At 61.5% G+C, this 25035-nt stretch carries 20 protein-coding genes; 15 read left to right on the top strand and 5 right to left on the bottom strand.

Going from position 1 to position 25035, the window contains the following annotated elements; all coding sequences use genetic code 11:
- The first annotated feature begins 26 nt into the window (after positions 1-26).
- Positions 27-1097 carry an HlyD family secretion protein gene (locus AC1DVF_RS09085; protein ID WP_093440215.1) on the top strand — a complete coding sequence of 357 codons (1071 nt, stop codon included), beginning with the start codon at positions 27-29 and terminating at the stop codon, positions 1095-1097.
- Positions 1094-2656, top strand: a complete 1563-nt coding sequence (locus AC1DVF_RS09080; RefSeq protein WP_460089422.1) for an efflux transporter outer membrane subunit — start codon at positions 1094-1096, stop codon at positions 2654-2656. Before AC1DVF_RS09085 ends, AC1DVF_RS09080 begins: the two co-directional genes overlap by 4 nt.
- On the opposite strand, the gene AC1DVF_RS09075 is transcribed toward AC1DVF_RS09080, so the two are convergent.
- Entirely contained in the window at positions 2637-3326 is a 690-nt protein-coding gene (locus AC1DVF_RS09075) for an NYN domain-containing protein (protein ID WP_257356716.1), read from the bottom strand. The genes AC1DVF_RS09080 and AC1DVF_RS09075 overlap by 20 nt on opposite strands.
- A 486-nt stretch (positions 3327-3812) precedes the next feature.
- On the opposite strand from AC1DVF_RS09075, the gene AC1DVF_RS09070 reads away from it, so the two are divergent.
- From AC1DVF_RS09070 to AC1DVF_RS09055, 4 genes are read left to right on the top strand one after another with little or no spacing between them, the layout of a single operon-like run.
- Positions 3813-4592 carry an efflux RND transporter periplasmic adaptor subunit gene (locus AC1DVF_RS09070; RefSeq protein ID WP_099757661.1) on the top strand — a complete coding sequence of 260 codons (780 nt, stop codon included), beginning with the start codon at positions 3813-3815 and terminating at the stop codon, positions 4590-4592.
- Positions 4589-5908 carry an efflux RND transporter periplasmic adaptor subunit gene (locus tag AC1DVF_RS09065; RefSeq protein WP_186620852.1) on the top strand — a complete coding sequence of 440 codons (1320 nt, stop codon included), beginning with the start codon at positions 4589-4591 and terminating at the stop codon, positions 5906-5908. Before AC1DVF_RS09070 ends, AC1DVF_RS09065 begins: the two co-directional genes overlap by 4 nt.
- A complete protein-coding gene (locus AC1DVF_RS09060) occupies positions 5909-8005 on the top strand; it encodes an efflux RND transporter periplasmic adaptor subunit (RefSeq protein WP_477782347.1) in 2097 nt (698 codons plus the stop codon).
- Positions 8006-8016: 11 nt separating this feature from the next.
- Complete coding sequence (locus AC1DVF_RS09055) at positions 8017-8511, top strand: GNAT family N-acetyltransferase (RefSeq protein WP_186620848.1); 495 nt, start codon at positions 8017-8019, stop codon at positions 8509-8511.
- 42 nt (positions 8512-8553) lie between these two features.
- Here the strand turns inward: AC1DVF_RS09055 and AC1DVF_RS09050 are convergent, their stop codons facing one another.
- Entirely contained in the window at positions 8554-8865 is a 312-nt protein-coding gene (locus AC1DVF_RS09050; RefSeq protein WP_093440242.1) for a DUF6916 family protein, read from the bottom strand.
- Positions 8866-8919: 54 nt separating this feature from the next.
- The gene (locus tag AC1DVF_RS09045; RefSeq protein ID WP_460089428.1) at positions 8920-9507 is read right to left on the bottom strand and encodes a phage tail protein; all 588 of its coding nucleotides are present in this window, start codon (positions 9505-9507) and stop codon (positions 8920-8922) included.
- A 238-nt stretch (positions 9508-9745) separates the two neighbouring features.
- Here AC1DVF_RS09045 and AC1DVF_RS09040 point away from each other — a divergent pair, with 238 nt between their 5' ends.
- From AC1DVF_RS09040 to AC1DVF_RS09010, 7 genes are all read left to right on the top strand, one after another.
- Entirely contained in the window at positions 9746-11326 is a 1581-nt protein-coding gene (locus AC1DVF_RS09040) for a glycosyltransferase family 39 protein (RefSeq protein ID WP_477782346.1), read from the top strand.
- Positions 11327-11476: 150 nt separating this feature from the next.
- Positions 11477-12322 carry a sulfotransferase family protein gene (locus AC1DVF_RS09035; protein ID WP_093440257.1) on the top strand — a complete coding sequence of 282 codons (846 nt, stop codon included), beginning with the start codon at positions 11477-11479 and terminating at the stop codon, positions 12320-12322.
- A gap of 56 nt (positions 12323-12378) precedes the next feature.
- Positions 12379-18786, top strand: coding sequence for an Ig-like domain-containing protein (locus AC1DVF_RS09030; RefSeq protein WP_477782345.1), 6408 nt, complete (start codon positions 12379-12381; stop codon positions 18784-18786).
- 46 nt (positions 18787-18832) lie between these two features.
- Positions 18833-20350 (top strand): TolC family protein, encoded by a 1518-nt coding sequence (locus AC1DVF_RS09025; protein WP_093440267.1) that lies wholly within the window; start codon positions 18833-18835, stop codon positions 20348-20350.
- Positions 20334-20939 (top strand): adenylyl-sulfate kinase, encoded by a 606-nt coding sequence (gene cysC / locus AC1DVF_RS09020; protein ID WP_477782344.1) that lies wholly within the window; start codon positions 20334-20336, stop codon positions 20937-20939. Before AC1DVF_RS09025 ends, cysC begins: the two co-directional genes overlap by 17 nt.
- Positions 20936-21721 carry an aspartyl/asparaginyl beta-hydroxylase domain-containing protein gene (locus AC1DVF_RS09015; RefSeq protein ID WP_477782354.1) on the top strand — a complete coding sequence of 262 codons (786 nt, stop codon included), beginning with the start codon at positions 20936-20938 and terminating at the stop codon, positions 21719-21721. Before cysC ends, AC1DVF_RS09015 begins: the two co-directional genes overlap by 4 nt.
- Positions 21709-22692, top strand: a complete 984-nt coding sequence (locus tag AC1DVF_RS09010) for a sulfotransferase family protein (protein ID WP_099757669.1) — start codon at positions 21709-21711, stop codon at positions 22690-22692. The genes AC1DVF_RS09015 and AC1DVF_RS09010 overlap by 13 nt, the downstream gene beginning before the upstream one ends.
- A 37-nt stretch (positions 22693-22729) precedes the next feature.
- Here AC1DVF_RS09010 and AC1DVF_RS09005 read toward each other — a convergent pair whose 3' ends face one another.
- Positions 22730-23488, bottom strand: coding sequence for a slipin family protein (locus tag AC1DVF_RS09005; RefSeq protein ID WP_477782343.1), 759 nt, complete (start codon positions 23486-23488; stop codon positions 22730-22732).
- Between the two features lie 2 nt (positions 23489-23490).
- A complete protein-coding gene (locus tag AC1DVF_RS09000; RefSeq protein WP_477782342.1) occupies positions 23491-24042 on the bottom strand; it encodes an NfeD family protein in 552 nt (183 codons plus the stop codon).
- A gap of 153 nt (positions 24043-24195) precedes the next feature.
- Here AC1DVF_RS09000 and AC1DVF_RS08995 point away from each other — a divergent pair, with 153 nt between their 5' ends.
- Complete coding sequence (locus tag AC1DVF_RS08995; RefSeq protein WP_093440296.1) at positions 24196-24657, top strand: aminoacyl-tRNA deacylase; 462 nt, start codon at positions 24196-24198, stop codon at positions 24655-24657.
- Positions 24658-24785: 128 nt separating this feature from the next.
- Positions 24786-25031 (top strand): DUF2789 domain-containing protein, encoded by a 246-nt coding sequence (locus AC1DVF_RS08990; RefSeq protein ID WP_186620834.1) that lies wholly within the window; start codon positions 24786-24788, stop codon positions 25029-25031.
- Positions 25032-25035 lie beyond the last annotated feature (4 nt).

Genomic DNA, 25035 nt, shown 5'->3' with positions numbered 1-25035 from the left:
TGCTGCACTGAACAATGAAGGTTTTTATGACGACTCAAGCAAAGCAAAAACTCGCGGTGGCCATCGCGGCCGCGCTGGCCGTCGGCGTGCTGGTGTATCTGGCGCTGCCCGGCGTGTTTGGCAAACGCACCCAGCAAAACACCAACGACGCCTTTGTCTCTGCCGACTACACCCTGGTGGTGCCGCGTGTGGCCGGTTTCATCAAGGAAGTGCTGGTGGAAGACAACCAGCAAGTGAAGGCCGGGCAATTGCTGGCGCTGATTGATGATCGCGATTTGCGCGCGTCAGCCGAAGCGGCGGACGCGCAGACCCTGGTCGCGCGGGCGCAATTGCAGAACGCCAAAGCGACGCTGGAACGCCAGACTTCGGTGATCGCCCAGGCGCAGGCCTCGGTGGTGTCGGCCAAAGCTGAAATGGCTTTCGCCCAGCAGGAGTTGAATCGCTACAACCATTTGGCCGGCGTTGGTGCCGGTACGGTGCAGAACGCGCAACAGGCGCGTACTCGCATCGATCAAGCCACGGCGCATCTCGACACCGCCACGGCGAAACTGGCGGCAGAGCGCAAGCAGGTCGACATTCTCACGGCTCAGCGGGATGCCGCCGAAGGCAGTTTGAAGCACGCACAAGCGGCGCTGGAAATCGCCAGTTTTGAACTCTCTTACACGCGTATCACTGCACCGCAGGACGGCATGATCGGCGAGCGTGCGGTGCGTGTTGGTGCCTATGTGACGCCGGGCAGCAAGCTGCTGGCGGTGGTTCCTTTGAAGCAGGCATATGTCGTGGCGAACTTTCAGGAGACGCAACTGACTGACGTGCAGCCAGGGCAAGAGGTGCAAGTACGCGTCGACAGCCTGGGTGGTGAAGCGCTGACCGGTCGTGTCGAGAGTATCGCCCCGGCGACGGGCGTGACCTTTGCGGCGGTGAAACCGGACAACGCCACCGGCAACTTTACCAAGGTGGTGCAGCGGATTCCGGTGAAGATCATGCTGGAACCGGGGCAGCCGTTGGCCGAACGGTTGCGGGTGGGCATGTCGGTGGAGGCGAGCATTGATACCAGAAGCTCGGCGACGTCGGTGCGTGAGGTGACTCAGCGATGAGCCGTGTTGATCGAACCGACGCCTTCGCGAGCAGGCTCGCTCCCACATTGGACCTCGGCAACACCGCAGCCCCCCTGTGGGAGCGAGCTTGCTCGCGAAGAGGCCAGTGGCAGCCACTCACTTTAAGTATCTTGCTTGCAGTAAGCCTCAGCGCCTGCACCGTAGGCCCTGATTTCCAGAAACCCGAAGCCACACAAATCGCCGACTGGGCCAAACCTGCCAATTCCGCCCCCAGCCAAGCCATCAGCGAACCCCTGAACGAACGCTGGTGGGAAGTCTTCCACGACCCGCAACTCTCCGCGCTCACTCAACGTGCGGTGCAGAGCAACCTCGACCTGCAACTGGCCAGCAGCCGTCTGCAACAAAGCCGCGCCGCTCGCCAGGTGATCACCGCTGATCGTTATCCGAACACCGCCGCCAGTGGCAGTTACGCGCGCGAACGCAACAGCGGCAAAGGCCTGAACGATCCGTCCGGACACAACGGCGATTCCGCTTTCAACCTGTGGGACGCCGGTTTTTCCGCATCGTGGGAACTGGATTTCTGGGGTCGCGTGCGCCGCGAAACCGAAGCCGCCGACGCCAACCTCGAAGTCGCCGAAAACGACCGTCGTGGGGTGTTGCTGGCGGTGCTTGCCGACACCGCACAAAACTACATTCAACTGCGCGGCGTGCAAAACACCCGCGCCGTCACCGAGCGGAACCTCGACGTCGCCCGGCACAGCCTGAAACTCTCGCAACTGCGCCTGGCCGACGGCGTGGCGACTGACCTCGACGTTGCCGAAGCCGCCGCGCAAGTCGCCGCGATCGAGTCGCGCCTGCCCGCGCTGGAACAGCGCCAATCGCAACTGATCAATGCGATCAGCCTGTTGATGGGCGAACCGCCACAGGCATTGGCCAAGGAGTTATCTACAGACGCCGCCGTACCGCAGTCGCCGCTGCAAGTCGCCATCGGCCTGCCGTCACAACTGGCCGAACGCCGCCCGGACATCCGCCAGGCCGAAGCGCGTCTGCACGCCGCCACTGCCAATATCGGCGTGGCCAAGGGTGATTTCTATCCGCGTATCACCTTGTCCGGCAACCTCGGCTCGCAAGCCATGCAACTCAGCGACTTTGGCTCGTGGGGCTCACGCGCGTTCGGCATCGGCCCGCAATTCAGCCTGCCGCTGTTCGACGGCGGACGCCTGCGCGGCATGCTGCAACTGCGCGAAGCCCAGCAGCAGGAAGCGGCCGTCGCCTACCAGCAAACCGTACTGCGCGCATGGCACGAAATCGATGATCAACTGACCGCCTACAACGCCAGTCAACGCCGCCGTGACAGCCTCGCCGAAGCCGTCCGCCAGAACCAGATCGCCCTGCGCACCGCGCAACAGCAATACGTCGAAGGCGTGGTCGATTTCGTCAACGTCCTCACCGTGCAAAGCGCGCTGCTGGCGACGCAGGAGCAGTGGGTTGAGAGTTCGACCGGTGTTTCGTTGGCGATGGTGGGTTTGTACAAGGCGTTGGGTGGGGGATGGGAGTCGGTGTATCCGGCAGAAGTACCTACCAATAATCCGGTTTGAACGCTGGTTTTTTGTGCGTGGCTACTCGGCCTGGAAACTGATTAATGAGCAATTCTTCCTCTGTGATCACGCGGCGCAGCCAGTGAGAGTGATCTTTCAGAGAACCCGGGGTGGGCCGATTCAAACCTGCCCTGTGAGGAAGAATGACGCCGATGGTTAGGTGAGGAAAGTCCGCACGTATTGCTCTCAATGCGGGGGTGATATCAGTGTCACTCGAAACCAGTACGAGTTGTTCGACGCGATCTTGCGTTGCGAACATTGCCTGCTGGCAGGCAGTGCGATACATGCTGATCGCGATATGAACGTCGGTTTCCTTTTCTTCAAGCTTCCAGATGTCGACCTTGTCCTGACGTGAGGCCTTGGTGTTTTTGTCGATGAATCGAGGCGCTTTAGCCTGCTCAAGATGATGCCGACCAAAATGCACTCTGACATTGGTCGTGCGCAGTGCCCTTATGTAAGTGTCTTGGGCCTCTTTTGAAATTCGGCCCAGCGTCGCGAGTTCTGGTTTTATTGATGAGGTGAAATAGTCAATCGAGACAACGGCGTTCTGCGGGTTTTCGATGTGTGCGACATGAATCAGCAAACCTTCGAGATTGAGCCATTTATAGGGGGGGCCCGCGAGCAGCCCATAGAACAAGTTGTAGCCATCAACAAAGAAAGCAGTACGCACAAATTATTCCTCAGAAACGAAAAAACCGGCCTAGGCCGGTTTCTTCACCCCAACTGCCAGCGAACTGAATCGCTACGTACGGGGTTGAGTAAGGCAATCCTAGATTGAGCGCGTCATGCAGGTCAACCACCAAATAATTGCACGCTCACTTCGCTGGTTTAGCTCCAGCACCGGCTTGTCAGTTTTGGTTGCTGGTATCCGCCATGGTCAAGCCATTTAAGGGCTTGTGTATTAGAGGTTGTTGCAGAGAGAGGTAAATTCGCTCCGCGCCTATTTGCATAGGTAGCCTGTCTATCGCCGTTTTCGCAGTGAGCAATCAGCAGTATCCCCAACTCGTGTAGGACGCCGGAATTTGCCTACATCTCTTAAACGGTCATTGAGCGGCTTTCTCTTTTGAAACATTACATTTCCGAAGAGTGATGGCCTTTCGCTTGACGCTAACCCCCGCTGTCGTAGACTCCGCACATCCGTCAGGGAGTAGCGGTTATGCAGCGTTTTCGCGGTTGGGTTATCGGATTGACCTTAGTTACGTGTGCAGTTCAGGCGCAAACGCCCGGGCCAGACGATCCGCTGCTGGATAATCCGGGGACGGCGGCGGCCACCGCGAGCAGTGAGGCGCGGGGGGTGTTGCGGGCGCGCGATCAGGCGACGCTGGCCAGTGAGCTTTCCGGGCGGATTGTCGAACTGCCGTTCAGTGAGGGCGAGTCGTTCAAGAAGGGCGATACGCTGGCGAAGTTCGATTGCTCTGCTTATCAAGCACAGCTCAATGCCGCACAAGCGGCCAGCCGGGGTGCCGGTGAAGAGCTGGCGCACAACAAACAGTTGGCTGCACTCAACTCTGTCGGGCGTTTCGAAGTGGCGCGGGCCGAGGCCAAGGTCAGCGAAACCCAGGCGCAATCCCAGGTGTATCAAGTGCAGGTCAAGCGCTGCAGCGTCGTCGCGCCGTTCGACGGGCAAGTGGTTGAGCGCAAGGTGCAGCGCTATGAAAGCGTGCCGGCCGGTGCACCGCTGCTCGATGTCGTCGATAACCGTACCCTCGAGATTCATTTGCTGGTGCCGTCGCGCTGGATGGCCAGACTCAAGCCCGGCCAGACCTTCAGCTTCGTTCCCGATGAAACCGGCCAGGCCATCGACGCCACGGTCAAACGCCTCGGCGCGCGAATCGATGAGGGCAGTCAGACCCTGTTGCTGGTCGCAACACTTCCCGAAGCCAAAGGTTTGCTCGCCGGCATGAGCGGCACCGCGCGTTTCCCGGAGCTTAAGTGAACGCCCCGGTGAGCGGCGGCGCTGAACAGGTGTTCGCACGGTTTCTCGACCTTGAACGGCAGACTCGCGCTGCCCGTGATGCCGCGCAACTGGCCTACAGCCTGGTCAATGACGGCCAGTCGTTGTTTGGCTTTCGCCATGCCGCGTTATTGATCGCCGGCAAGGTACAAGCCGTGACGGGCGTCAGTGCGGTTGAGCCGAATGCGCCGTTCGTGGCGTTCGTCGAGCAGGCCGTGGCGCAGTTGTTCAAGCAGGATGTGCTGAAGCAAGCGCGGGTGATCGCGCCGGAACTGCTCAGCGAATCGATCCAGGCCGACTGGCGCAGTCTGTCCGCTGCGCAGGTGTTCTGGTTACCGCTGGTGGATCGCGACGCGCAGGTGTTCGGCGGCTTGTGGCTGGCGCGCGATGTGCCGTGGAATCCTTCCGAACAAGTCTTGCTGTCGCAACTCGGTGACACCTACAGCCACGCCTGGCTGGCGCTGCAACCGCGCAAACCGTGGCGGCTGCGCTGGACCCGCAAGCGTCAGGTGGCGTTGCTCGCGGTGCTGTTGCTCGGGCTGTTGCTTCCGGTGCGTCAATCGGTGCTGGCCCCGGCCGAAGTGGTACCGCTGGGTGGCCGCGTGGTGGCGGCGCCGCTGGACGGAGTAATCGCCGAGTTTCTGGTCAAACCCAATCAAACTGTAAAAAACGGCGATGTGCTGGTGCGTTTCGAAAGCACCACGCTCAAGGCGCAGGCCGACGTCGCTGAGCGTGCGCTGGGTGTGGCCGAAGCTGAACTGAAATCCAATTCCCAGCGCTCGTTTGCTGATGCCGAGTCGAGCGCAAAAGTCGACTTGCTCGCCGCTCGGGTTGAGCAGAAGCGCGCCGAACGTGACTACGCCCGTGAGCTGCTCAAGCGCAGCGAAGTGCGTGCCGAACGTGATGGCATCGCGGTGTTCGCCGACGCCGAGCGCTTGACCGGCAAACCGGTGCAGACTGGCGAACGCCTGATGGAAATTGCCGACCCCAATCAGGCCGAACTACGTATCGAACTGGCGGTGGGCGACGCGATCTCGTTGGAGCCTGGTGCCGAAGTGGCGTTGTTTCTCGACAGCGATCCGCTGAAGCGCCATCTCGCCACACTGGAACGCTCGGCGTACGAGGCGCAGCCGACGGCGGGCGGGCAACTGGCCTATCGGCTCGACGCCAATTTTACCGAGGCACCGCCACGCATCGGCCTGCGCGGCACGGCGAAAATCTTCGGCGACCGCGCGCCGCTGGCGCTGTACTTGCTGCGCCGGCCACTGGCCGGTTTGCGCCAGAGTGTGGGTCTGTAGATGAATCTGCCGAGCCTGCGTGCCGACCTGCAACTGTCGCCCGCGGCGCCGGCCTTGGACGGTTCGCCGCGCTGGACCCTCGCCGATCCGGTGCGCGGGCGTTATTTCAAACTGGGCACGGCGGCGATGCGCTTGTTGCGCCATTGGTCGTTGGGCGACGCCGAGCAAGTCTTGCGCGCGGCCAATCGCGAGCCGGGTTTACCGTTGGCCGGCACCGAGCTTGAGCAGTTGCTGGAGTTCTTGCGCGGACACGATTTGATCAGTGCGCTCGACGATCAACAGCGCGCCAGCTACCGCCTCAAGGCCTTGGCGCAGAAGCAAAGCCTGTGGCAAATCCTCCTGCATCAATATCTGTTTTTCCGTATTCCGCTGTGGCGCCCGGACGCGTTTCTCAATCGCGCGTGGCCGTGGCTTGCGCGCTTCGGCCCGCGCCTGCTGCGTTACGGTTTACCGGCGACGCTGGCGTTGGGTGTGTTTCTGGTGGCGCGCGACTGGCAGCGTTTTATCGGCACGTTTCCACACCTGTTCAGCCTCGGCGGCGCATTGGCGTTTGGCGTGGCGTTGTTCTTTGCCAAGCTCTGTCACGAATTCGGCCATGCGTTCATGGCCAAGCGCGCCGGGTGTCGAGTGCAGAGCATGGGCGTGGCGTTCATGGTCTTGCTGCCGATGTTCTACACCGATGTCAGCGACGCCTGGCGGGTCAATGATCGCCGTGCGCGATTGCTGATCGGTGCCGGCGGTGTGCTCGCGGAATTGCTGTTGGCGTGTATTGCGCTACTCGCATGGTCGTTGCTGCCGGATGGACCGGGGCGCACAGCGGCGTTCATGCTCGCCAGCGCCACGTGGATCACCACGCTGGTGGTCAACCTCAATCCGTTCATGCGTTTTGATGGTTATTTTCTGATCAGTGATTTCTGGGAAGTCGACAACTTGCAGGGGCGCGCATTTGCCCTGTGCCGTTGGCGTCTGCGCGAGTTTTTGTTCGGTTATGGCGCCCCGGCGCCGGAGCCTTGGTCGCCGAAGATGCAACGGCGTTTGCTGATCTGGGGGTATGGCTCATGGTTGTGGCGTGCGGCGTTGTTTTTCGGGATCGCACTGGCGGTCTATCACCTGTTTTTCAAGGTGTTGGGGATCTTCCTGATGCTGGTGGAACTGGTGTGGTTCATTTTTCTGCCGATCATGCGTGAGTGGCGCCAGTGGTGGAGCCGCCGCGAACAGGCGCACGGCCCGCGCGTGCTGCTCAGTGGGTTGGCGCTGCTCGGATTGTTGCTGGTGCTGATCGTGCCGTGGCGCAGTTCGGTGGAGTTGCCGACCATGCTCGAGGCCGGGCGCGCCAGTGCCCTGCACGCGCCGACGGCGGCGCGGGTCAAAGCGGTGAAGGTGACGGACGGGCAGAAAGTCGCGCAGGGCGATGTGCTGATCGAACTGGAGTCACCGGATCTAGAATCGCGGCTGGCGATCGTGCGCCGGGAAATCCAGATCCAGCAGCTGTTGATGCGTCGTCAGGCCAGTCGCAGCGAAACCGCCGCCGACGCTGGCATTGTCGAGCAGCGATTGGCCGAAGCGGTCGCCGAATACCGCGGGCTGACGGCGCAACGCGAACGCTTGCTGCTGCGCGCACCGCAGGCCGGCAGCGTGCGTGATCTGCTGCCGAACATGACGGTCGGGCGCTGGTTGTCGAGCAAGGATGCACTGGCACGGGTCGTCGAAGACGGCGCGCGCCTGCGCGGTTATCTCGCCGAAGCCGAATTGTGGCGAGTCAAGCCCGGGGCCAGTGGCCGCTTCATCGCCGATGACCCGATGCACCCGGCGCTCGCCGTGCAATTGAATGAAATCGACACCAATGGCGTGGCCTACGTCGATCAGGAGGCGCTGACCTCCGATCACCACGGGCCGATTGCCGTGCGCCGCGATCAACAGCAGCGGGCCGAACCGGTGCAGGCGCAATACGGCGCACGGCTCAGCGTGCTCGATACCGCGCCGACACCGCCGCAACCGTTGCGCGGTGTTGTGATTTTGCAGGGTAGCGGTGAATCGTTGCTCGGCGTAGCCTGGCGCCGAATGGCGGCGCTGGGGGTCAGGGAAAGCGGTTTCTAACGGAGAGCACGATGGCGGACAACGCAGCAGTGGCGGCAGACGGATTGGTGGTGCGACCTTCGCGGGCAACCGACGCGCCATTTTTGCAGGGCCTGTATCAGACGGCGCGGCCGGACCTGCAATGGGTCGACGGCGAGCAGGAACAGGTGCAGCAACTGGTCGCGCAGCAGTTTCAGGTGCAGGAGCAGGGCATGGCCGACAACTACCCCAACGCCATGCACTACGTGGTAGAAAAACTCGGCACGGCGATTGGCGCGTTGAGTACTGATTTCGGCGCCAACGAGATTCGCGTGTTGTACCTGGCGTTCATTCCGCAGGCGCGTGGCCAGGGTTTTGGGCGGGCGGTGCTGCAAGGCGTGCAGAAAGCCGCGCAGCAGATTCGCTGCCCGGTGGCGACGGTGGTCTGGACCAGCAATCCCCATGCGCGACGGCATTACCTCGCGCTCGGGTTTGCGGTTGAAGAAAGCAACCCGGCGGCGGAGCGACTGGTCTGGTATCCCCAGTAATCTCCGTGCAGGAGCCGCCGAAGGCTGCTCCTTGGGTTCGGGTCAGTTGAAGGTGATGTGGAAGTAAGCCAGCTCTGGCGGCCGCCCCATCGGTGGTACGCGCGACACGAAGATGCCGTCCACTCGCCCCAGTTCAGGCAACTCCAGTGTACATAAACCATCGACGAATTCAGTCGCTTCCAGGCTGCTCAGTTCGACGCTGAATGGCATGCGCTCGCTGTAACGCATTTGCGCCAGCGGTTTCTCTGCGAGTTCGCCGATATGGATTTGCAATGCGCTGCCATCGGGCAGATACAGGGTGCCGATCCGCCCGAGAAGGGCCTGGAAATGTTGGCTTTTAACCGATTGCAGCATGGTCTCGCTCCGGCAAAGAGGGGAGCCGGGGGAGGGTGATCCCCCGGTGGTCGATCAGTTACGCGAAGGGAAAATACCGTTCAGCGCGATGCTGAAGTTCATCACCAGATACGGGTTCATGATGGGCAGCGGTAAGCCGTTGCCAGTTGGCGAGATTGTGCCGCTGATAGTGGTCGCAGCACCTTTGAGAGGAATGGCTGAGGTGCCCTGGGCATCGGAAAAGATATTCGCCAGACCCGGCCCGGTCCCCGAAGCGCCGATGTAGGCATTGGTCGCCGTCGGAGCGCCCACCGGGTTGCTGGCCGGGTTGGCCAGTTGCACGGTGGTGGTGGCGGTGAGGCCGGCGAGGGTGTGAGTGTGGTTCGGCAGGTTGTTGAGGGTGGCGGTGACTTGTTCGGCGCCGGAGATTTCGCCCATGACTCTCGGCGTCAGGCCCCCGCCATTGCCTTGGCAGATCGGCATGCGGCTCTGCAGGTTGGGCAGGCCGAAGTTGACGGTACCGTTGCCGCCGTAGGTGGTGCCCAGCAATGCAAACAACGCCTGGTTCTGGTTGATGCCGATGATCTGACCGTTGCACAAGGCCCAGCCGCTGGGCGCGTAGTTGAAGGCAAACGTCAGAACAGTGCCCATGTAAACGTCCATAAAGTCCTTATCCTTCTGATTGGTTGTCGGCGGGCCGCTAGTGGGATCAGGCTGGTGCTATTGCCTTGGCACTCCGTGGCCAGGTCACGCCACGCCAGAGCGTAGACGCGGATTGGCAAGGTTGCCGGGTGTCGTGAAGTCGCAAATCGGCATCGACGGGTCTCCTGCGCCTGACCTAGAGTGACTGGCAGGTTCGGGCTCATACAGGCGTGGTGTCGTGGCACGGCAAGAGGAAGCGATGGAGGTCAACAGAGTGACACCGGTGGGCGACACACAGGATCCGCATGCGACGCCGGGTTCGTGGTTTGTCCGCTTGCCCTTGATCCGTTGGGCGAGGGAGCACTGGCTGCTGCCGATCCTGCTCTTGGCCGCCGCTGTGCGTTTTTACGACCTGACTGCGGCGGCGATCTGGGGCGACGAAGGTTCCAGCCTGCTACTGGCGCGCTACTCGCTGGGCGATATCTGGCGCCACGCGGCGTTCGATGTGCATCCGCCGCTGTACTTCATGCTGCTGCATGGCTGGATCGAACTGTTCGGCGACGGGATTTTTGCCATTCGCTGTCTTAGCGCTCTGGCCGGCCTCGCCGCAGTCGGAATGGGCGTCTGGCTGGTGGATCGCTTGGCCACGCGCCGCGCTGCGATCCTCGCCGGCCTGCTGCTGGCGCTGTTGCCGACGGCGGTGCGCTACAGCCAGGAAGTGCGCATGTATTCGCTGCTCGGCCTGTTGTTGATCGCCGCGACGCTGGCGTTGGTCTACTGGATCCGCCGGCCGCAGCGTCATCGCTATCTGGTGGTTTATGCGCTGTTGATGACGGCGGCGTTCTATACCCATTACTTCGCGGTGCTGGCGGCGCTGTGTCACTGGGTTTATCTGGGAGTGATCCGGTTCCAGCGCGGCTATCGCTTGCGGCATATCCAGCGCCCGGGCTGGTGGCTGGCGAATCTGGCCATCGCGGCGTTGTACCTGCCGTGGCTGCCCAACCTGCTCGATCTGACGCAGCACATGGAACAACTCAAGGTCGGTGGCGATGTCGGCTGGGAAGACCCGGTGACGCTGGCGTCGTTGCCGTCGATGATCTGGACATGGCTGATCCAGGATGACGGCGAACATCTGCCGTTGCTGGTGTTCGGCGCGTTGCCGCTGGCATTGCTGCTGCTGACGGCGGTGGCGGTCATTCGTGATCGCAGCGTGTCGCGCGGCAGTGTCCTGCTGGCGTTGTACACCGGCTTACCGCTGTTGCTGGTGTTTGCGGTGTCGTTCATCACGCCGGTATTCATCGAGCGCTATCTGACCGCCTACGCCTTGGGTTTGCCGCTGCTGGCGGCGCTGGCCATCGACCGTTTGTACAGCCGCGTGCGGGTCCTCGCGTTGGCGGTGCTGGTGGTATTGCTCGGGGTGGAAATGGTTGGTCTGAACAACAACGCCGCGGTCGACAGCAGTGATCAGTTCGATCGCGTGGTGAACTACGTCAATCAGCATTTCCAGCCCGGAGATCGCATCATCACCAGCGACATGCTCTGGTACTTGAGTTACGTCTACTACGATCGCACCGACGCACAGGTGCGGCTGTACACGCCGCCGGCTGCAGACGGCCGCTCGACGCGGCCGAATCAATATGGTTTCGGTACGCTGGTCAGCGACGATGTCTACCTCGACAGCCTTGCCGAGGTTTCTGGCAACGCGCGGATATGGCTGGTCGGCACCCAGGATGACCCGACAGAGTTTGCAGCGCTGCCCGCCACTTGGCAGATCAGCGCGCAAGTCCATGCGGGCGGGGCACAAGTGCGCTTGATCACGCCGAAATCCGCAGCCGAATAGCGACTGTTCAGACTAAAACGTTTCACCTTTAAATCCGCGATAAAAAATTAACTGGTTAGTTCTTTTTGCTCTGAATTGATATCAAAACACTACTAGTCGCAGGGGGGTTGTTGGACTACGCTTTGTCGGACAAAAGGACTTTAGATCAGGGTGAAGGGATTGCAGCAGTTCCACTTTATCTCCGGCTTGCCGCGCTCAGGCTCCACCCTGCTTTCTGCGATTCTTTTGCAGAACCCGCGCTTTCACGCCGGCATGACCAGCCCGGTCGGATCGCTGTTCGCCAGTGTCCTCGAGCAATGCAGCGCCGGCAGTGAATACGGCGCGGTAATTGACACCGACATGCGCCGTCGCCTGTTGCGTGGTCTGTTCGACTCCTACTATGCCGACAAGGCCGACAAACCGGTGGTGTTCGACACCAATCGGCAGTGGAGCTCGCGTCTGCCGGCACTCAACGATCTGTTTCCGCAAGCCAAAGTCATCGCCTGCGTACGCAACGTCGCTTGGGTCATGGACAGTCTTGAACGCTTGTACCGCGCCAATCCCTTTGAAAACACCAAGCTGTTTGGCGATGCCGTCGAGCGCAACACGGTGTACAGCCGCTGCGAAACCCTGGCTCAGCGCAATCGCCTGGTAGGTTTTGCCTGGGCTGCGCTCAAGGAAGCCTATTACGGCGAACACGCTGACTCACTGCTGATCATCGATTACGACTTGTTGACCCAGGCACCGGAGCGCGTGCTGCGGCTGGTCTATGAATTTATCGGTGAGCCCTGGTTCGAGCACGATTTCGAACATCTGGCCTATGACGCGCCGGCGTTCGACCAAGGCCTTGGCCTGGCTGGCCTGCACAAGGTCAAACCGAAAGTGGCCTTGCAGTCACGGCGCACCATTCTGCCGCCCGACCTGTTCAAGCAATACGCAGATTTGTCCTTTTGGCTCGATGGCTCAGCCAGCGCCGCCAATGTCATTCGTATGAAATCCGACGCCGCGATCAGTTGATCGCGGCGTTTTTCATTGATGCCTTACGTATCTTCGTTCGAGTTCGGGTGAGCAACATGTGGTGGAGCATTTTTGGCGGTGCAAAAGTCAGGTCTCGGGCAACCGCAGGTCAGCGTTCGCTGGCCTCGCCGATGATCATGTCGCTGGAGCCGCGCATGCTGTTCGACGGCGCGGTGGCCGCCACCGTGGCCGATACCGCTGCGCAAGCCGACAACCATGCACCCACCGCTGCCGATGCGGCCAAGGCGCCGGCAGCCGATCATCCCGTAGCGAGTAAAGACACCCACGGCCAGGCTGATGCCACGCCGGCGGCCAGCCCGGTCGCGGTGCCCGGTCAGAGTGTGGTGTTCGTCGATTCGCGGGTGAAGGATGCCGACAGCCTGCTGCAAGGGATTGCTCCCGGCACGCAGGTAGTAAAACTCGACGCGACCAAGGACGGTTTGCAGCAGATCGCCGATTTTCTCGATCAACATCACGGCGTCAGCTCGGTGCAGATCATTGCCCACGGTAACGCCGGTGACTTGTGGCTGGGCAACAGTTATCTCTCGGCAGACAACGTCGCCCAGCGCAGCGCGGTCCTCGCGGAAATCGGCAAGGACATGAATGCTGGCGGCGACATCCTGATTTACGGCTGCTACACCGCCGAAGGTGATCGTGGCTTGAGTTTCGTCGATTCGCTGGCGCAGTTGACCGGACGTGATGTGGCCGCTTCGAACAATCGCACCGGTGTCGGCGGCGACTGGGATCTGGAGATCGCCACCGGCACCATCGAAAGCGCCAACGTGCTGTCGAGCAAAGCCATGAGCGAGTACCAGTGGGGCCTGGCCACCTGGACGGCGACCAACAACCTCAACTCGGGTGTCGGCTCCCTGCGCGCGGCGCTGGCTTCGGCGCAGAACGGCGACATTGTCACGTTCAGTTCCGGCATGACCGTTCAGCTCACGTCGGAATTGCTGATCAACAAGAACATCACCGTCGATGGCGACCTGAACAACGACGGCGTCGCCGACGTGACCCTCGATGGTCAGTACAAAACCCGCGTGGTGGAAGTCACCTCCGGCAGCACCGTGACTCTCGACGGCCTGGTGATCACCAAAGGTCTGGTGGCGGGCAACGGCGGTAATGGCGGCTCGGCGGCGGCGGGCGCCATGGGCGGCGGCATTTTCAACGCCGGCACTCTTACCCTGAACAACGTCACCGTGACCGCGAACGCCGCTTCCGGCGGTGGCGGCGGCGGGGGGGTGACCGGCGGTTATGTCGGCGGTGGCGGTGGCGGTGGCGCGGGTATCGGTGGCCAGACCGGTGGCCATGGTGGTTCGTCCGGCCCAGCCACTGGCACTTATGCCGGCGGCGCAGGCAGTGCCAATGCCGGCGGTTATGGCGGTGGTTACAGCCCGACCGACATGGGCGGCCGAGGCGGCACCAGCACCGGTGGCGTGGGCGGCAATGGCGGCAGCGCCGGTGCCGGTTACAGTCATGGCGGCAATGGCGGTTCGGCGAGCAACGGCAGCCTGTCGATTGGCGGCGGCGGCGGTGGTTCCGGCTGGGACAAAGTCGGCGGCGTCGGCGGCAATGCGGCGGGCGGTATCTACAACGCTTCGAGCGGCACCCTGAAAGTCATCGGCACCTCGGTCATCAGCAACAACATTGCTGCCGGCGGCGGCGGTGGTGGTGGCGGTGGGGTCGGCAGCAACGGTGCCGATGGCGGTGCCGGCGGTCGCGGCGTCGGAGCGATCTGGAACAACGGCGGTGTGGTGCTGATCACCGCGAGTAACTTCGCGGCGATCAGCGGCAACGGCGCCGCCAGCGGTGGCGGGGGTCTTTCCAACGGCGGTTCGACCGGCACGACGCCGAGCGCACTGGTGGGGATCTACAACAACGGCGGTACGCTCAACACCGCTTACGTGGAACCACCCACCGCCACCGTCGTGGTCGCCGATACCGCGCTGAGAATCGGCGAAACGTCGCTGGTGACCATCACCTTCAGTCGTGCGGTCAGCGGTTTCACCAACGCCGACCTGACCATTGCCAACGGCACGCTGACCAGTGTTTCCAGCGCCGACGGCGGAATTACCTGGACGGCGACCTTCACGCCGACCAACAACATTACCGACACCACCAACCTCATCACCCTCGACAACACCGGGGTGGCGGCAGTGTCCGACAGCGTGGCCGGTGTTGGCACCACCAACTCGAACAATTACGCGATCGATACCCAGCGCCCGACCGCGACCATCGTCATGGCCGACACCGCGCTGAAAATTGGCGATACATCTCTGGTGACCATTACCTTCAGCGAAGCGGTATCCGGTTTCACCAACGCCGACCTGACAATTGCCAACGGTACGCTGACCAACGTCAGCAGCGCCGACGGCGGCATCACCTGGACAGCGACGTTCACCCCGAACGCGAGCATTAGCGATGCCACCAACCTGATTACCCTGGACAACACCGGGGTGGCGGATCTGGCCGGCAACGCCGGCAGCGGCACCACCGATTCAGCCAATTACGCCATCGACACCGTGCGTCCGACAGCGACCATTGTCGTTGCCGACACCAATCTCGCGGCAGGCGAAACCTCTGTGGTGACCATCACCTTCAGCGAAGCGGTGAGCGGCTTCACCGCCGCCGACCTGACGGTGGCCAACGGCACCTTGAGCGGACTGAGCAGCAGCGACGGCGGCATCACCTGGACCGCCACGCTGACGCCAACCACGAGCGTCACCGACACCACCAACCTGATCACTCTGGACAATACCGGTGTCAATGACCTGTCCGGCAACGCCGGCACTGGCAGCACCAACTCCAACAACTACGCGATCGACACCGCGCGGCCGACGGCGACCATCGTGGTCGCCGACAACGCGCTGAAAATCGGTGAAACCTCTCTGGTGACCATCACCTTCAGTGAGGCGGTCAGCGGTTTCACCAACGCCGATCTGAGCATTGCCAACGGTACGTTGAGCGCAGTCAGCAGCGCGGATGGCGGCATCACCTGGACGGCCACTTTCACGCCGACCAGCAGCATCACTGACGCCACCAACCTCATCACGCTGAATAACAGCGGGGTCACCGATCTGGCGGGCAATACCGGCGTCGGCACCACCGATTCCAACAATTACGCGATCGACACCGTGCGGCCGACCGCCACCGTGGTGTTCGCGCAAAATACTTTGAAAATCGGCGATACCTCGCTGGTGACCATCACCTTCAGTGAAGCGGTGAGCGGTTTCACCAACGCCGACCTGACCATCGCCAACGGCACTCTGACGGCGGTCAGCAGTGCGGACGGCGGGATTACCTGGACGGCGACGTTTACGCCGAGTGCGAACATCACCGATGCCACCAACCTGGTGACGCTGGACAACACCGGTGTTGCCGACCTGGCCGGTAACGCTGGCAGCGGCACCACCGATTCGAACAATTACAGCATCGACACCCAGCGGCCGACCGCGACCATCGTGATCGCCGATCCTGCCCTGAGCGCCGGCGAAACCTCACTGGTGACCATCACCTTCAGCGAAGCGATCAGCGGTTTCAGCAACGCCGACCTCGCCGTGCCCAACGGCACGCTCACGGCGGTCAGTAGCGCGGATGGCGGCATCACCTGGACAGCGACGTTCACGCCGACCGTGGGGGTCAACGACACCAGCAATATCATCACCCTGGCCAACACCGGGATCGCTGACCTGGCCGGGAACACCGGCACGGGCACGACCAACTCGGGCAACTTCACCATCAACACCGTGGCACCGACCGCGACCATCGTCGTCGCTGACAACAGCCTGACGATTGGTGAGACGACGACGGTGACCATCACCTTCAGCGAAGCCGTCAGCGGTTTCAACAATGCCGACCTGACGATTGCCAACGGTACGCTGACGGCGGTGAGCAGCAGCGATGGCGGCATCACCTGGACGGCGACGTTCACGCCAACCAGCAACATCACCGACGCCTCCAACCTGATCAGCCTCGACAACAGCGGCGTGCAAAACGCCTCCGGCAACGCGGGCAATGGCACCACCAACTCCAACAACTACGCCATCGACACCCAACGCCCAACGGCAACCATTGCACTCGCCGACTCGGCACTGGGCGTCGGCCAGACCACCACTGTGACCATCACCTTCAGCGAGGCGGTGAGCGGTTTGACTCTGGCCGATCTGACCGTGGCCAACGGCACGCTCTCCGGATTGAGTACGTCGGACAACATCACCTACACGGCGACGTTTACGCCGTCGGCGGGCATCACGGACACCAGCAACATCATCACCCTGGACAACACCGGCATTACTGACGTGGCGGGCAACACCGGCAGCGGCACCACCGACTCGGGCAACTATGTGATCGACAGCCAGCGCCCTACCGCCACCATCGTTATCAGTGATACCGACTTGCGCCCGGGCGAAACCGCGCTCGTCACAATTACCTTCAGCGAGGCGGTCACGGGCTTCGACAATTCCGACCTGAGCGTCGCCAACGGCACGCTGAGCAACGTCTCTTCGAGCGACGGCGGCATCACCTGGACCGCCACGTTTACCCCGACCATTGGCCTCAGCGATGCTACCAACCTGATCGTGCTGAATAACGCTGGCATCAGCGATCTGGCGGGCAATGCCGGCACCGGCACCACCAACTCGGCGAACTATGCGGTACAGACCGAAGTGCCGACGGCGACCATTGTCGTTGCGGACAGCTCGCTCAAGGCCGGCGAAAGCTCGACGGTGACCATCACCTTCAGTGAAGCGGTCAGCGGTTTCAGCAACGCTGACCTGACCATCGCCAACGGCACCTTGAGCAATGTGGCCTCCAGCGACGGCGGCATTACCTGGACCGCTACGCTGACGCCGACCGCCAACATCACCGACACCAGCAACCTGATCACCCTCGACAACAGTGGGGTGACCAACGCTTCTGGCAACAGTGGCGTCGGCACCACCGATTCGAACAATTTCGCCATCGACACGGCGTTGCCGACTGCAACCATCGTGGTCGCCGACAATCGCCTGGGCATCGGTGAAACCACCACAGTGACCATCACGTTCAGTGAAGCAGTCAGCGGTTTTGACCTGTCGGACATCAGTGTTGCCAACGGCACATTGGCGAACCTGACCAGCAGCGATGGCGGCGTCACCTGGACCGCCACGCTGACGCCAACCGCCAATGTCAACGATGCAACCAACCTGATCATCGTCGACACCGCCGGCGTGCAGGATCTGGCCGGCAACCTTGGCGCCAGCATCGCCATTTCCAACAATTACGCGCTGGATGCGACCCGGCCAACGGTGGACATCGTGGTCGCCAATTCGCACTTGGGCATCGGCCAGACCACCACGGTGACCTTCACTTTCAGCGAGGCGGTGAGCAATTTCGACTTATCCGACCTGAGCGTGACCAACGGTGATCTGAGCAACCTCAGCAGCAGTGATGGCGGCAAGACCTGGACCGCGACCTTCACGCCGACCGCCAACGTCAGCGATCCGAGCAACTTCATCGCGCTGGACACCAGCAACGTCACGGATCTGGCCGGTAACGTCGGCAGCACGGTGGCGGTGTCGAACAACTACGCACTCGACAGCGAACGGCCCACGGCGACGGTGGTGATTGCCAATCCGAATCTCGGTCTCGGCCAGACCTCACAGGTAACCATCACTTTCAATGAGGCGGTCAGTGGTTTTGATCTGGCGGACATCAATGTTGGCAATGGCACCTTGTCCAACCTGAGCAGCAGCGACGGCGGCAAAACCTGGACCGCGACCCTGACGCCGAATGCCAACGTCAACAGCGCCAGCAATGCCATCAGCGTCAACAGCGCCGGGGTCAGTGATCTGTCCGGCAACAGCGGCAGCGGTGTCAGCAGCTCGAACAATTACGCGATCAACACCGTGCCGGCGGTCGTTCCTCCCACTACGCCAACCAGTGTGGTGATTCCCGATCCACTGATTCGCAGCAGCGATCCGGTGGCGCCGCCACCGCCGCCAAACGTGCCGTTGCAACCGATCATTTTCACCGCGCCGACCGGCGACCTCGGCTCCCCGCTGACCTTCGCGCCGCTTTTCGAGCAACGGGTGATCGGCAATGGCATCCGTCCGCTGGGCGATATTTTCATGAATCACGGAGCCCTCAGCCCGAGCTTCATCGCGCAAGTGTTCAGCAGCAGCGACAGCGGCGCTGATGGATCCGGTCACGGCTTCCTCGGTTTTGGCGGGGGTGACGGCGGCGTGTTCGGCAGCAGCACACTGGCGAGCCTGTTCAATCAGGACAGTGCCGCCGAGCGCGATTCATTGAATGCGTTCGGCAGTCAGTCACTCAAGGCGGGTGATGTTTCTCAAGGCCTGCGCGGCGTATTTGGCGCGCCGACGCTGGGCCAGCAACTGCAACAACTCAAAGACAACGAACAGCACCGGGTCGACAACCTGGCGGCAGCACTGCAACAGGTCGGCATCAGCGAAATATCGGCCTGAAAAAACCATAACTCAACACTGTGCGGGACCTAGGGGCGATCCAGGGATGAAGAGAAGTCAGAAGTTGTTCGGCGCCAGCCTGCTGGCGCTGGCGATCAGCGGATGTGCAGTGACCAGTGAACCGATTGAGCGCAGCGTCAGTGAACAGCGTGCCAAAAGCGATCTGCAAGGCATGTACAAGGATCAGGAACCGCTGCGCGGTCCGTTGACCCTGCACCAGGCCATGGCCCGCGCCGTGAAGTACAACCTCGAAGGCCGCTTGAAGATCATGGAGGAAGCGCTGGCCAAGCGGCAGCTCGACCTCGCCAGTTTCGACATGCTACCGCGCATGGCGCTGGATGCCGGCTACGTCGGGCGCAACAACGTCAACGCCTCCAGCAGCCAGAGCGTACGCACCGGCACCCAGTCTCTGGAACCGTCGACCTCGCAGGATCGTGACCGCGAAGTTGCCGACCTGACCATGGTCTGGAACGTCCTCGACTTCGGCGTCAGCTACATCAGCGCCAAGCAGCAGGGCGATCAGCGCCTGATCGTCCAGGAACGGCGCCGCAAGGTGATCAACACCATCGTTCAGGACGTGCGCTCGGCCTATTGGCGGGCGATGGCCGCTGAACGTCTGCTCAAGCAGATCGACAGCCTGATGGCACGAGTGCAGACCGCCCGCGACAACAGTCAGACCCTGAGCGATCAACGCATTGGTGATCCGGTGCAGTCGCTCGGTTACCAGCGCTCGCTGATCGAAGCGACCCGGCAACTGGAAGAACAACGCCGCGCCTTGTCGCTGGCGAAAACCGAACTGGCGACGCTGATCAACTTGCCGCTGGGCACCCCTTTAACTTTGGCCACCGATGACGGTTATCAGATTCCCGAACTCAAGGTCGATCTGGCCAAACTCGAACAGGAAGCCCTGACCAGCCGCCCGGAACTGCGCGAGCAGGATTACCAGACGCGCATCAGCGCCGCTGAAACCCGCAAGGCCATGCTGCGCTTGCTGCCGGGCCTGGAGTTTTCTGCTGGCGGGCATTACGACAGCAACTCCTTCCTTGTCGAGCAGGGCTGGGCCGACTATGGCGTGAAAGTCACCTGGAACCTGTTCAACGTGATCTCCGCTCCGGCGGCGATCAACGTCGCCAAGGCCGGCGAAGAAGTGGCCACTGCGCGGCGACAAGCAATGTCGATAGCGGTGCTCGCGCAACTGTATGTGGCGAATGCCAACTATCAAGAAGCCTTGCGCCAGTTCAAGACCAACCAACAGTTGTCGGACATCGACGGGCAAATCGTTGGCCAGTTACGCAACCGTCATCAGGCTGCCGGGATTGGTGAGCTGGAGTTGATTCAGGGCGAGTTGAACAACCTGCAAGCCGACTTGCGCCGTGATTTGTCGTACGCCGATTTGCGCAATGCCTACGGCCAGATCTTCGCCAGTGCCGGCCTCGATCCGCTGCCGGATCAGGTGCAGTCGACCGAAGTGCAGTCGATCGCTACCGCGCTGGCCAACCGCGAGTCGGCGTGGGCGTCGGGGGATATCTCGGTGCCGGTGGTGGCGCATGCCCCAGCGCAGTGATGTGCTGGCGCCCGTTGCCAGCGTCAGCCGCACGCAACGCGAGGTTCGTAATGGGCATCGCGGTGCAGCGATTCTGTTGACCGGTTTGCCGGCGGCGGGCAAGTCGACACTTGCCCAGGCGCTGCACGCCGAGTTGTTCGGGCGAGGTTTGCAAAGCGTGGTACTGGATGGCGACGGTTTGCGCACCGGGCTCAATCGGGATCTGCGATTCACCGACGCTGATCGCCAGGAAAATATTCGTCGCGCCAGCGAGCTCGCCGCGTTGCTGGTGGAAAACGGGCAAATCGTGATTTTGGCGATGATTGCGCCACTGGCCGAACTGCGTGAGGTGTTTGCGCAACGCTTGGGGGACGACTATCGCGAAGTCTGGTGCAGCGCTTCGCTGGCGGTGTGCGAGCAGCGTGATCCGAAAGGGCATTACGCCCGTGCGCGACGCGGTGACCTCGCTGGATTTACCGGAGTGTCGGCACCGTATGAGCCGCCAACGCAGGCGTCGCTGGTGCTCGACACCGGTGCGCAAACGGTCGAAGCCTGCCTTGATCGATTGCTGACCTGGCTCGGCGAGTGCGCGGTGTTGCCCAGGACATGAGCCGGCCGGCGTTCTCGCGTTTGCCGGTGACGGTGGATTTGCCGCTGTTGCTGCAAGCGCTGGCGGCGATTGCCGACGACGCCTGGCGCAGTCACTTCAACACCGAGTATTTCTCGGGTGACTGGAGTGGCGTCGCGCTGATTTCGGCAGCCGATGCGTTGACCGAACTGTCGCCCGGTCGCGGTGAGCCGTTGCTACGCGAACCGTGGTTGCGTGATGAGCGCTGGCGCCACGGCTTGCGCAATCTGTCGCTGAATATCGTCAGCGCTCGACTGCTGCGCCTGGGCCCTGGCGCGCGCATTCACGAACATCGCGATTACGATCTGAATGGCCCGGACGCCGATCGCCGTTTGCACATTCCGTTGCTCAGTCCGCCCAATGTCGACTTCTGGCTCGACGGCCAACGCGTGCCGATGGCTGCTGGGGAATGCTGGTTTCTCGATCTCGCCCGTCCGCACCGAGTGGATAACCGCGATACCTCTGCGCGTATTCATCTGGTCATCGATTGCAAACCCGATGCCTGGCTTGAACAGATGATCTTCGAAGGATTGCCCGACACACCAGCGCCGGGTTTGGCCGATACCGACTTGCAGCGCTTTCAAAGGCTGGTGACTGAGGATGGCTCGCTGTCACTGGTCTTGCGCACGCTGCATGACCCTGAGGTATTTATCGCTCGAACGCTGGAACTCGCGACGGAACGCGGCTTGGTATTTTCTCGCGAAGAACTGCGTACCGCGATGCGCAATGGTCGGCGGCAATGGAACGAACAATGGAGCTGTTGAGTTTCGACGGTTGGCTGCCCATTCGTGTCTGGCCGGTCGACGGGCAGTGGCGGGTCGATTGGTGCTGGTTCGGTGAGACACCGCTGCATCAGCCGTTTTTCCGTGAGGCGGTGGACGATGCACTGCGGCTGCCCTTCAATCAGGCGTTTCGACGGCAGACGCCGCTGTCGGCGCTGACCGAATGGCAAGCGCAAAGCCCCGGCCTCGCACCAAGCGCTTTTATTCTGCACGCCTCGCGCTGTGGCTCGACGTTGATCAGTCAGATGCTCGCGCAACTCGACGATCACATCGTTGTGTCCGAACCGCCACCGCTGGACGCACTGTTGCGCAACGAATTGCCTGCCATCGAACGCCGGGCGGTGATCACTGGATTGCTCTCGGCTTATGGTCAGCGCCGGCGCGGTATTGAACAGCGTTTAGTGATCAAACTCGACGCTTGGAACATCGGTGAATGGCCGCTGCTGCAGGACTGTTTCGCAGATACGCCGTGGCTGTTTCTCTATCGCGATCCTTTGGAAATTGCCGTTTCTCATCTGCGCCGGCCGGGGATGCACATGGTGCCGGGGATGCTCGGTGATTGCGTATTGGAGGATGGTTTGCCGTTTGAAGGACGTGAAGATTTTATCGCGCGGCGTTTGGGGCGCTTGCTTGAAGCCGGGTGGCTGCATTGCCGTGATTCCGGCGGTTTGGCGGTGAATTACAGTGAGTTGCCTGATGCGATGGCAGGGCGTTTGGCGCGGTTCTTTCGATTGAATGATGTGCAGCGTCAGCAGGTGTTTGCCGCTGCCGCGCAGCATGCGAAACAGCCTTCGCAAGTGTTTGTTGCCGATGGTGAAGACAAGCGCCGCGAGGCTTCGGCGCTGTTGCAGGAACGTGTGCGCACTTTTGCGCTAGCACCATTTGAAGCCCTGGAAGAATTGCGCGGCATTCAAAAGATCGCAGCCTTCGGCAGCTCCTGCATTGAAATGTGATCCCCTGTAGATGCCGCAGGCTGCGATCTTTTGCTCTTCAGGACTTGCCGGACAAATCCGCCATGCCCTTGAGCAATTCGATCGGCAACGGAAAGACAATCGTCGAACTCTTGTCTCCGGCAATCGAACTCAAGGTCTGCATATAGCGCAACTGCATCGCCCCGGGCTGGCGTCCGAGCATTTCCGCCGCTTGCATGAGTTTTTCCGAGGCCTGCAATTGGCCTTCGGCGTGAATCACTTTCGCGCGCCGCTCGCGTTCGGCTTCTGCCTGTTTGGCGATGGCGCGGACCATCGATTCGTTGAGATCGACATGCTTGATCTCGACGTTGGCGACCTTGATCCCCCAGGCATCGGTCTGCGCATCGAGCACCTGCTGAATGTCGATGTTCAACTGCTCGCGCTCGGCCAGCAGCTCATCCAGTTCATGCTTGCCAAGCACCGCGCGCAGGGTGGTTTGCGCCAGTTGGCTGGTGGCAGAAAGATAATCCTCAACCTGAATAATCGCCTTCTGCGGATCGAGCACGCGGAAATACAGCACGGCGTTGACCTTGACCGAGACGTTGTCGCGGGTGATCACGTCCTGCGGCGGCACGTCGAGGACGACCGTGCGCAGGTCGACCCTGACCATTTGCTGGACCACCGGGATCAGCAGGATCAAACCGGGGCCTTTGACCTGCCAAAAACGGCCGAGCTGAAACACCACGCCGCGTTCGTATTCGCGCAGGATGCGAAACGTCGAGCCGGCCAGGGCAATGACCAGTAACAGCAGCGCAACAAAACCGATTTGCAGACCCATGATCACTCTCCGAGCGGTGCCGCGTCAGTCGCGGCCACTTGCAGCAACAATCCCTTGCGCGCCACCACGCGCACCGGTTGCCCGGTGTGCAGTGGTGTGGCGCTGAGCACTTGCCAGCGTTCACCTTGCAGTTGCACCCAGCCGTTGCGGGCATCGCCCGGTTGCACCGTGGTGATCTCGGTCACACTGCCGAGCAGGCCGGCGTCGCCACTGACGGCATGGCGCGGGCGGGTTTTCAGGGCGCGAATCAGCAGCGCGAGCAACAGCAGCGCGCTGATCAGACCGAGGCCGATCATCATCGGCGCCGGCAATTCGGCGTTGCTCAGAATCAGCGCGCCGATGACGAACATGATGATTCCGGCCAAGCCGATCACCCCGTAATTGGGCAGCGCCGCTTCGGCGATCAGAAACACGATGCCCAAGGTAATCAGCCACAAACCGGCCGGACTCATGGCCGGTAACTGGCTGTCGGCAGCCAGGGCTGAACCGCTGATCAGCAGGAGCAAGGCAAATGCACAACATCGGCTGTTCACGTGACCCTCCGCGAGCGTCATGTCTGGTTCTTACAGTCTAGTTGAGGGTTGTCCTGTATGAATTTTGATCAATGTGCAGATATGTCCGGTGAGCGGATTTCCCTGCGCCAGACACCCGCCGAACTAGACTCAAAGACACGGCAATCACCGTTCAGCGCAACACCGAGGTGCATCATGCGTATGGCAAGAAAGGTGCAGAGCAGCCTGAACCGGGCGCACTGCGAATACGACATCGTCGCCCATCGACACTCGTCCAGCAGCCTGGAAACCGCACGGGTCGCCGGGGTACCCGCCGAGCGCGTGGCCAAATCGATCATCCTTGACGACCACCACGGGCATTACCTGATGGCCGTATTGCCGGCCAGTCGTCACCTGGACCTGAGCAAGGTACGCACCAGCGGCGAATGGCAACTGACCCGCGAAAGCAATCTGGCGCATATTTTCGACGACTGCGAACGCGGGGCAGTGCCGCCGCTGGGTGACTCCTATGGCCTGGACATGGTCATCGACCCGTTGCTGACGCGGCAGAAGGATATTTATCTGGAGGCGGGCAACCACAACTACCTGCTGCACATGAGCATGCCCGAATTTCTGAAAATGGTACCGCATGCCGAGGTGCGGGAGTTGAGTGATTAGGATTTGTGGCGCCGGCACTGACGCCTTCGCGAGCAGGCTCGCTCCCACAGGTTGATCGCATTCCCCTGTGGGAGCGAGCCTGCTCGCGAATAATCTTCCACACACCCCGTTTTTGAAGGAACTCAGCAATGGAGCAACCAACCCACACTCTCCCATCCCTGTTCAAACAACTCGGCCTGGACAACGATCCGACCAGCATTGACCAATTCATTGCTACCCATTCCCCGCTCAAACCCGAGCTGCATTTGGCTGACGCGTTTTTCTGGTCGAAGAGTCAGTCGCAGTTTTTACGGGACGAGATTCTGGATGACGCCGACTGGGCGGAGGTGGTGGATCAGTTGGATGTGTTGTTGCGTAAGGGCAGGAGTGTGTAAAAAA

The sequence above is a fragment of the Pseudomonas sp. P4_D7 genome, assembly GCF_056401755.1.
The sequence above is the reverse complement of the archived record's forward strand: the minus strand, read 5'-3'. Positions and strand labels throughout refer to the sequence as shown.

Excerpts from the sequence above, each read along its gene's own strand:
- AC1DVF_RS09040 (WP_477782346.1), top strand. The coding sequence starts at position 9,746 with ATGGAGGTCAACAGAGTGACACCGGTGGGCGACACACAGGATCCGCAT.
- AC1DVF_RS09005 (WP_477782343.1), bottom strand. The coding sequence starts at position 23,488 with ATGGGTCTGCAAATCGGTTTTGTTGCGCTGCTGTTACTGGTCATTGCC.
- AC1DVF_RS09010 (WP_099757669.1), top strand. The coding sequence starts at position 21,709 with ATGGAGCTGTTGAGTTTCGACGGTTGGCTGCCCATTCGTGTCTGGCCG.
- cysC (WP_477782344.1), top strand. The coding sequence starts at position 20,334 with ATGCCCCAGCGCAGTGATGTGCTGGCGCCCGTTGCCAGCGTCAGCCGC.
- AC1DVF_RS08990 (WP_186620834.1), top strand. The coding sequence starts at position 24,786 with ATGGAGCAACCAACCCACACTCTCCCATCCCTGTTCAAACAACTCGGC.
- AC1DVF_RS09030 (WP_477782345.1), top strand. The coding sequence starts at position 12,379 with ATGTGGTGGAGCATTTTTGGCGGTGCAAAAGTCAGGTCTCGGGCAACC.
- AC1DVF_RS09055 (WP_186620848.1), top strand. The coding sequence starts at position 8,017 with ATGGCGGACAACGCAGCAGTGGCGGCAGACGGATTGGTGGTGCGACCT.
- AC1DVF_RS09060 (WP_477782347.1), top strand. The coding sequence starts at position 5,909 with ATGAATCTGCCGAGCCTGCGTGCCGACCTGCAACTGTCGCCCGCGGCG.
- AC1DVF_RS08995 (WP_093440296.1), top strand. The coding sequence starts at position 24,196 with ATGCGTATGGCAAGAAAGGTGCAGAGCAGCCTGAACCGGGCGCACTGC.
- AC1DVF_RS09085 (WP_093440215.1), top strand. The coding sequence starts at position 27 with ATGACGACTCAAGCAAAGCAAAAACTCGCGGTGGCCATCGCGGCCGCG.
- AC1DVF_RS09080 (WP_460089422.1), top strand. The coding sequence starts at position 1,094 with ATGAGCCGTGTTGATCGAACCGACGCCTTCGCGAGCAGGCTCGCTCCC.
- AC1DVF_RS09000 (WP_477782342.1), bottom strand. The coding sequence starts at position 24,042 with ATGACGCTCGCGGAGGGTCACGTGAACAGCCGATGTTGTGCATTTGCC.
- AC1DVF_RS09050 (WP_093440242.1), bottom strand. The coding sequence starts at position 8,865 with ATGCTGCAATCGGTTAAAAGCCAACATTTCCAGGCCCTTCTCGGGCGG.
- AC1DVF_RS09070 (WP_099757661.1), top strand. The coding sequence starts at position 3,813 with ATGCAGCGTTTTCGCGGTTGGGTTATCGGATTGACCTTAGTTACGTGT.
- AC1DVF_RS09015 (WP_477782354.1), top strand. The coding sequence starts at position 20,936 with ATGAGCCGGCCGGCGTTCTCGCGTTTGCCGGTGACGGTGGATTTGCCG.
- AC1DVF_RS09045 (WP_460089428.1), bottom strand. The coding sequence starts at position 9,507 with ATGGACGTTTACATGGGCACTGTTCTGACGTTTGCCTTCAACTACGCG.
- AC1DVF_RS09025 (WP_093440267.1), top strand. The coding sequence starts at position 18,833 with ATGAAGAGAAGTCAGAAGTTGTTCGGCGCCAGCCTGCTGGCGCTGGCG.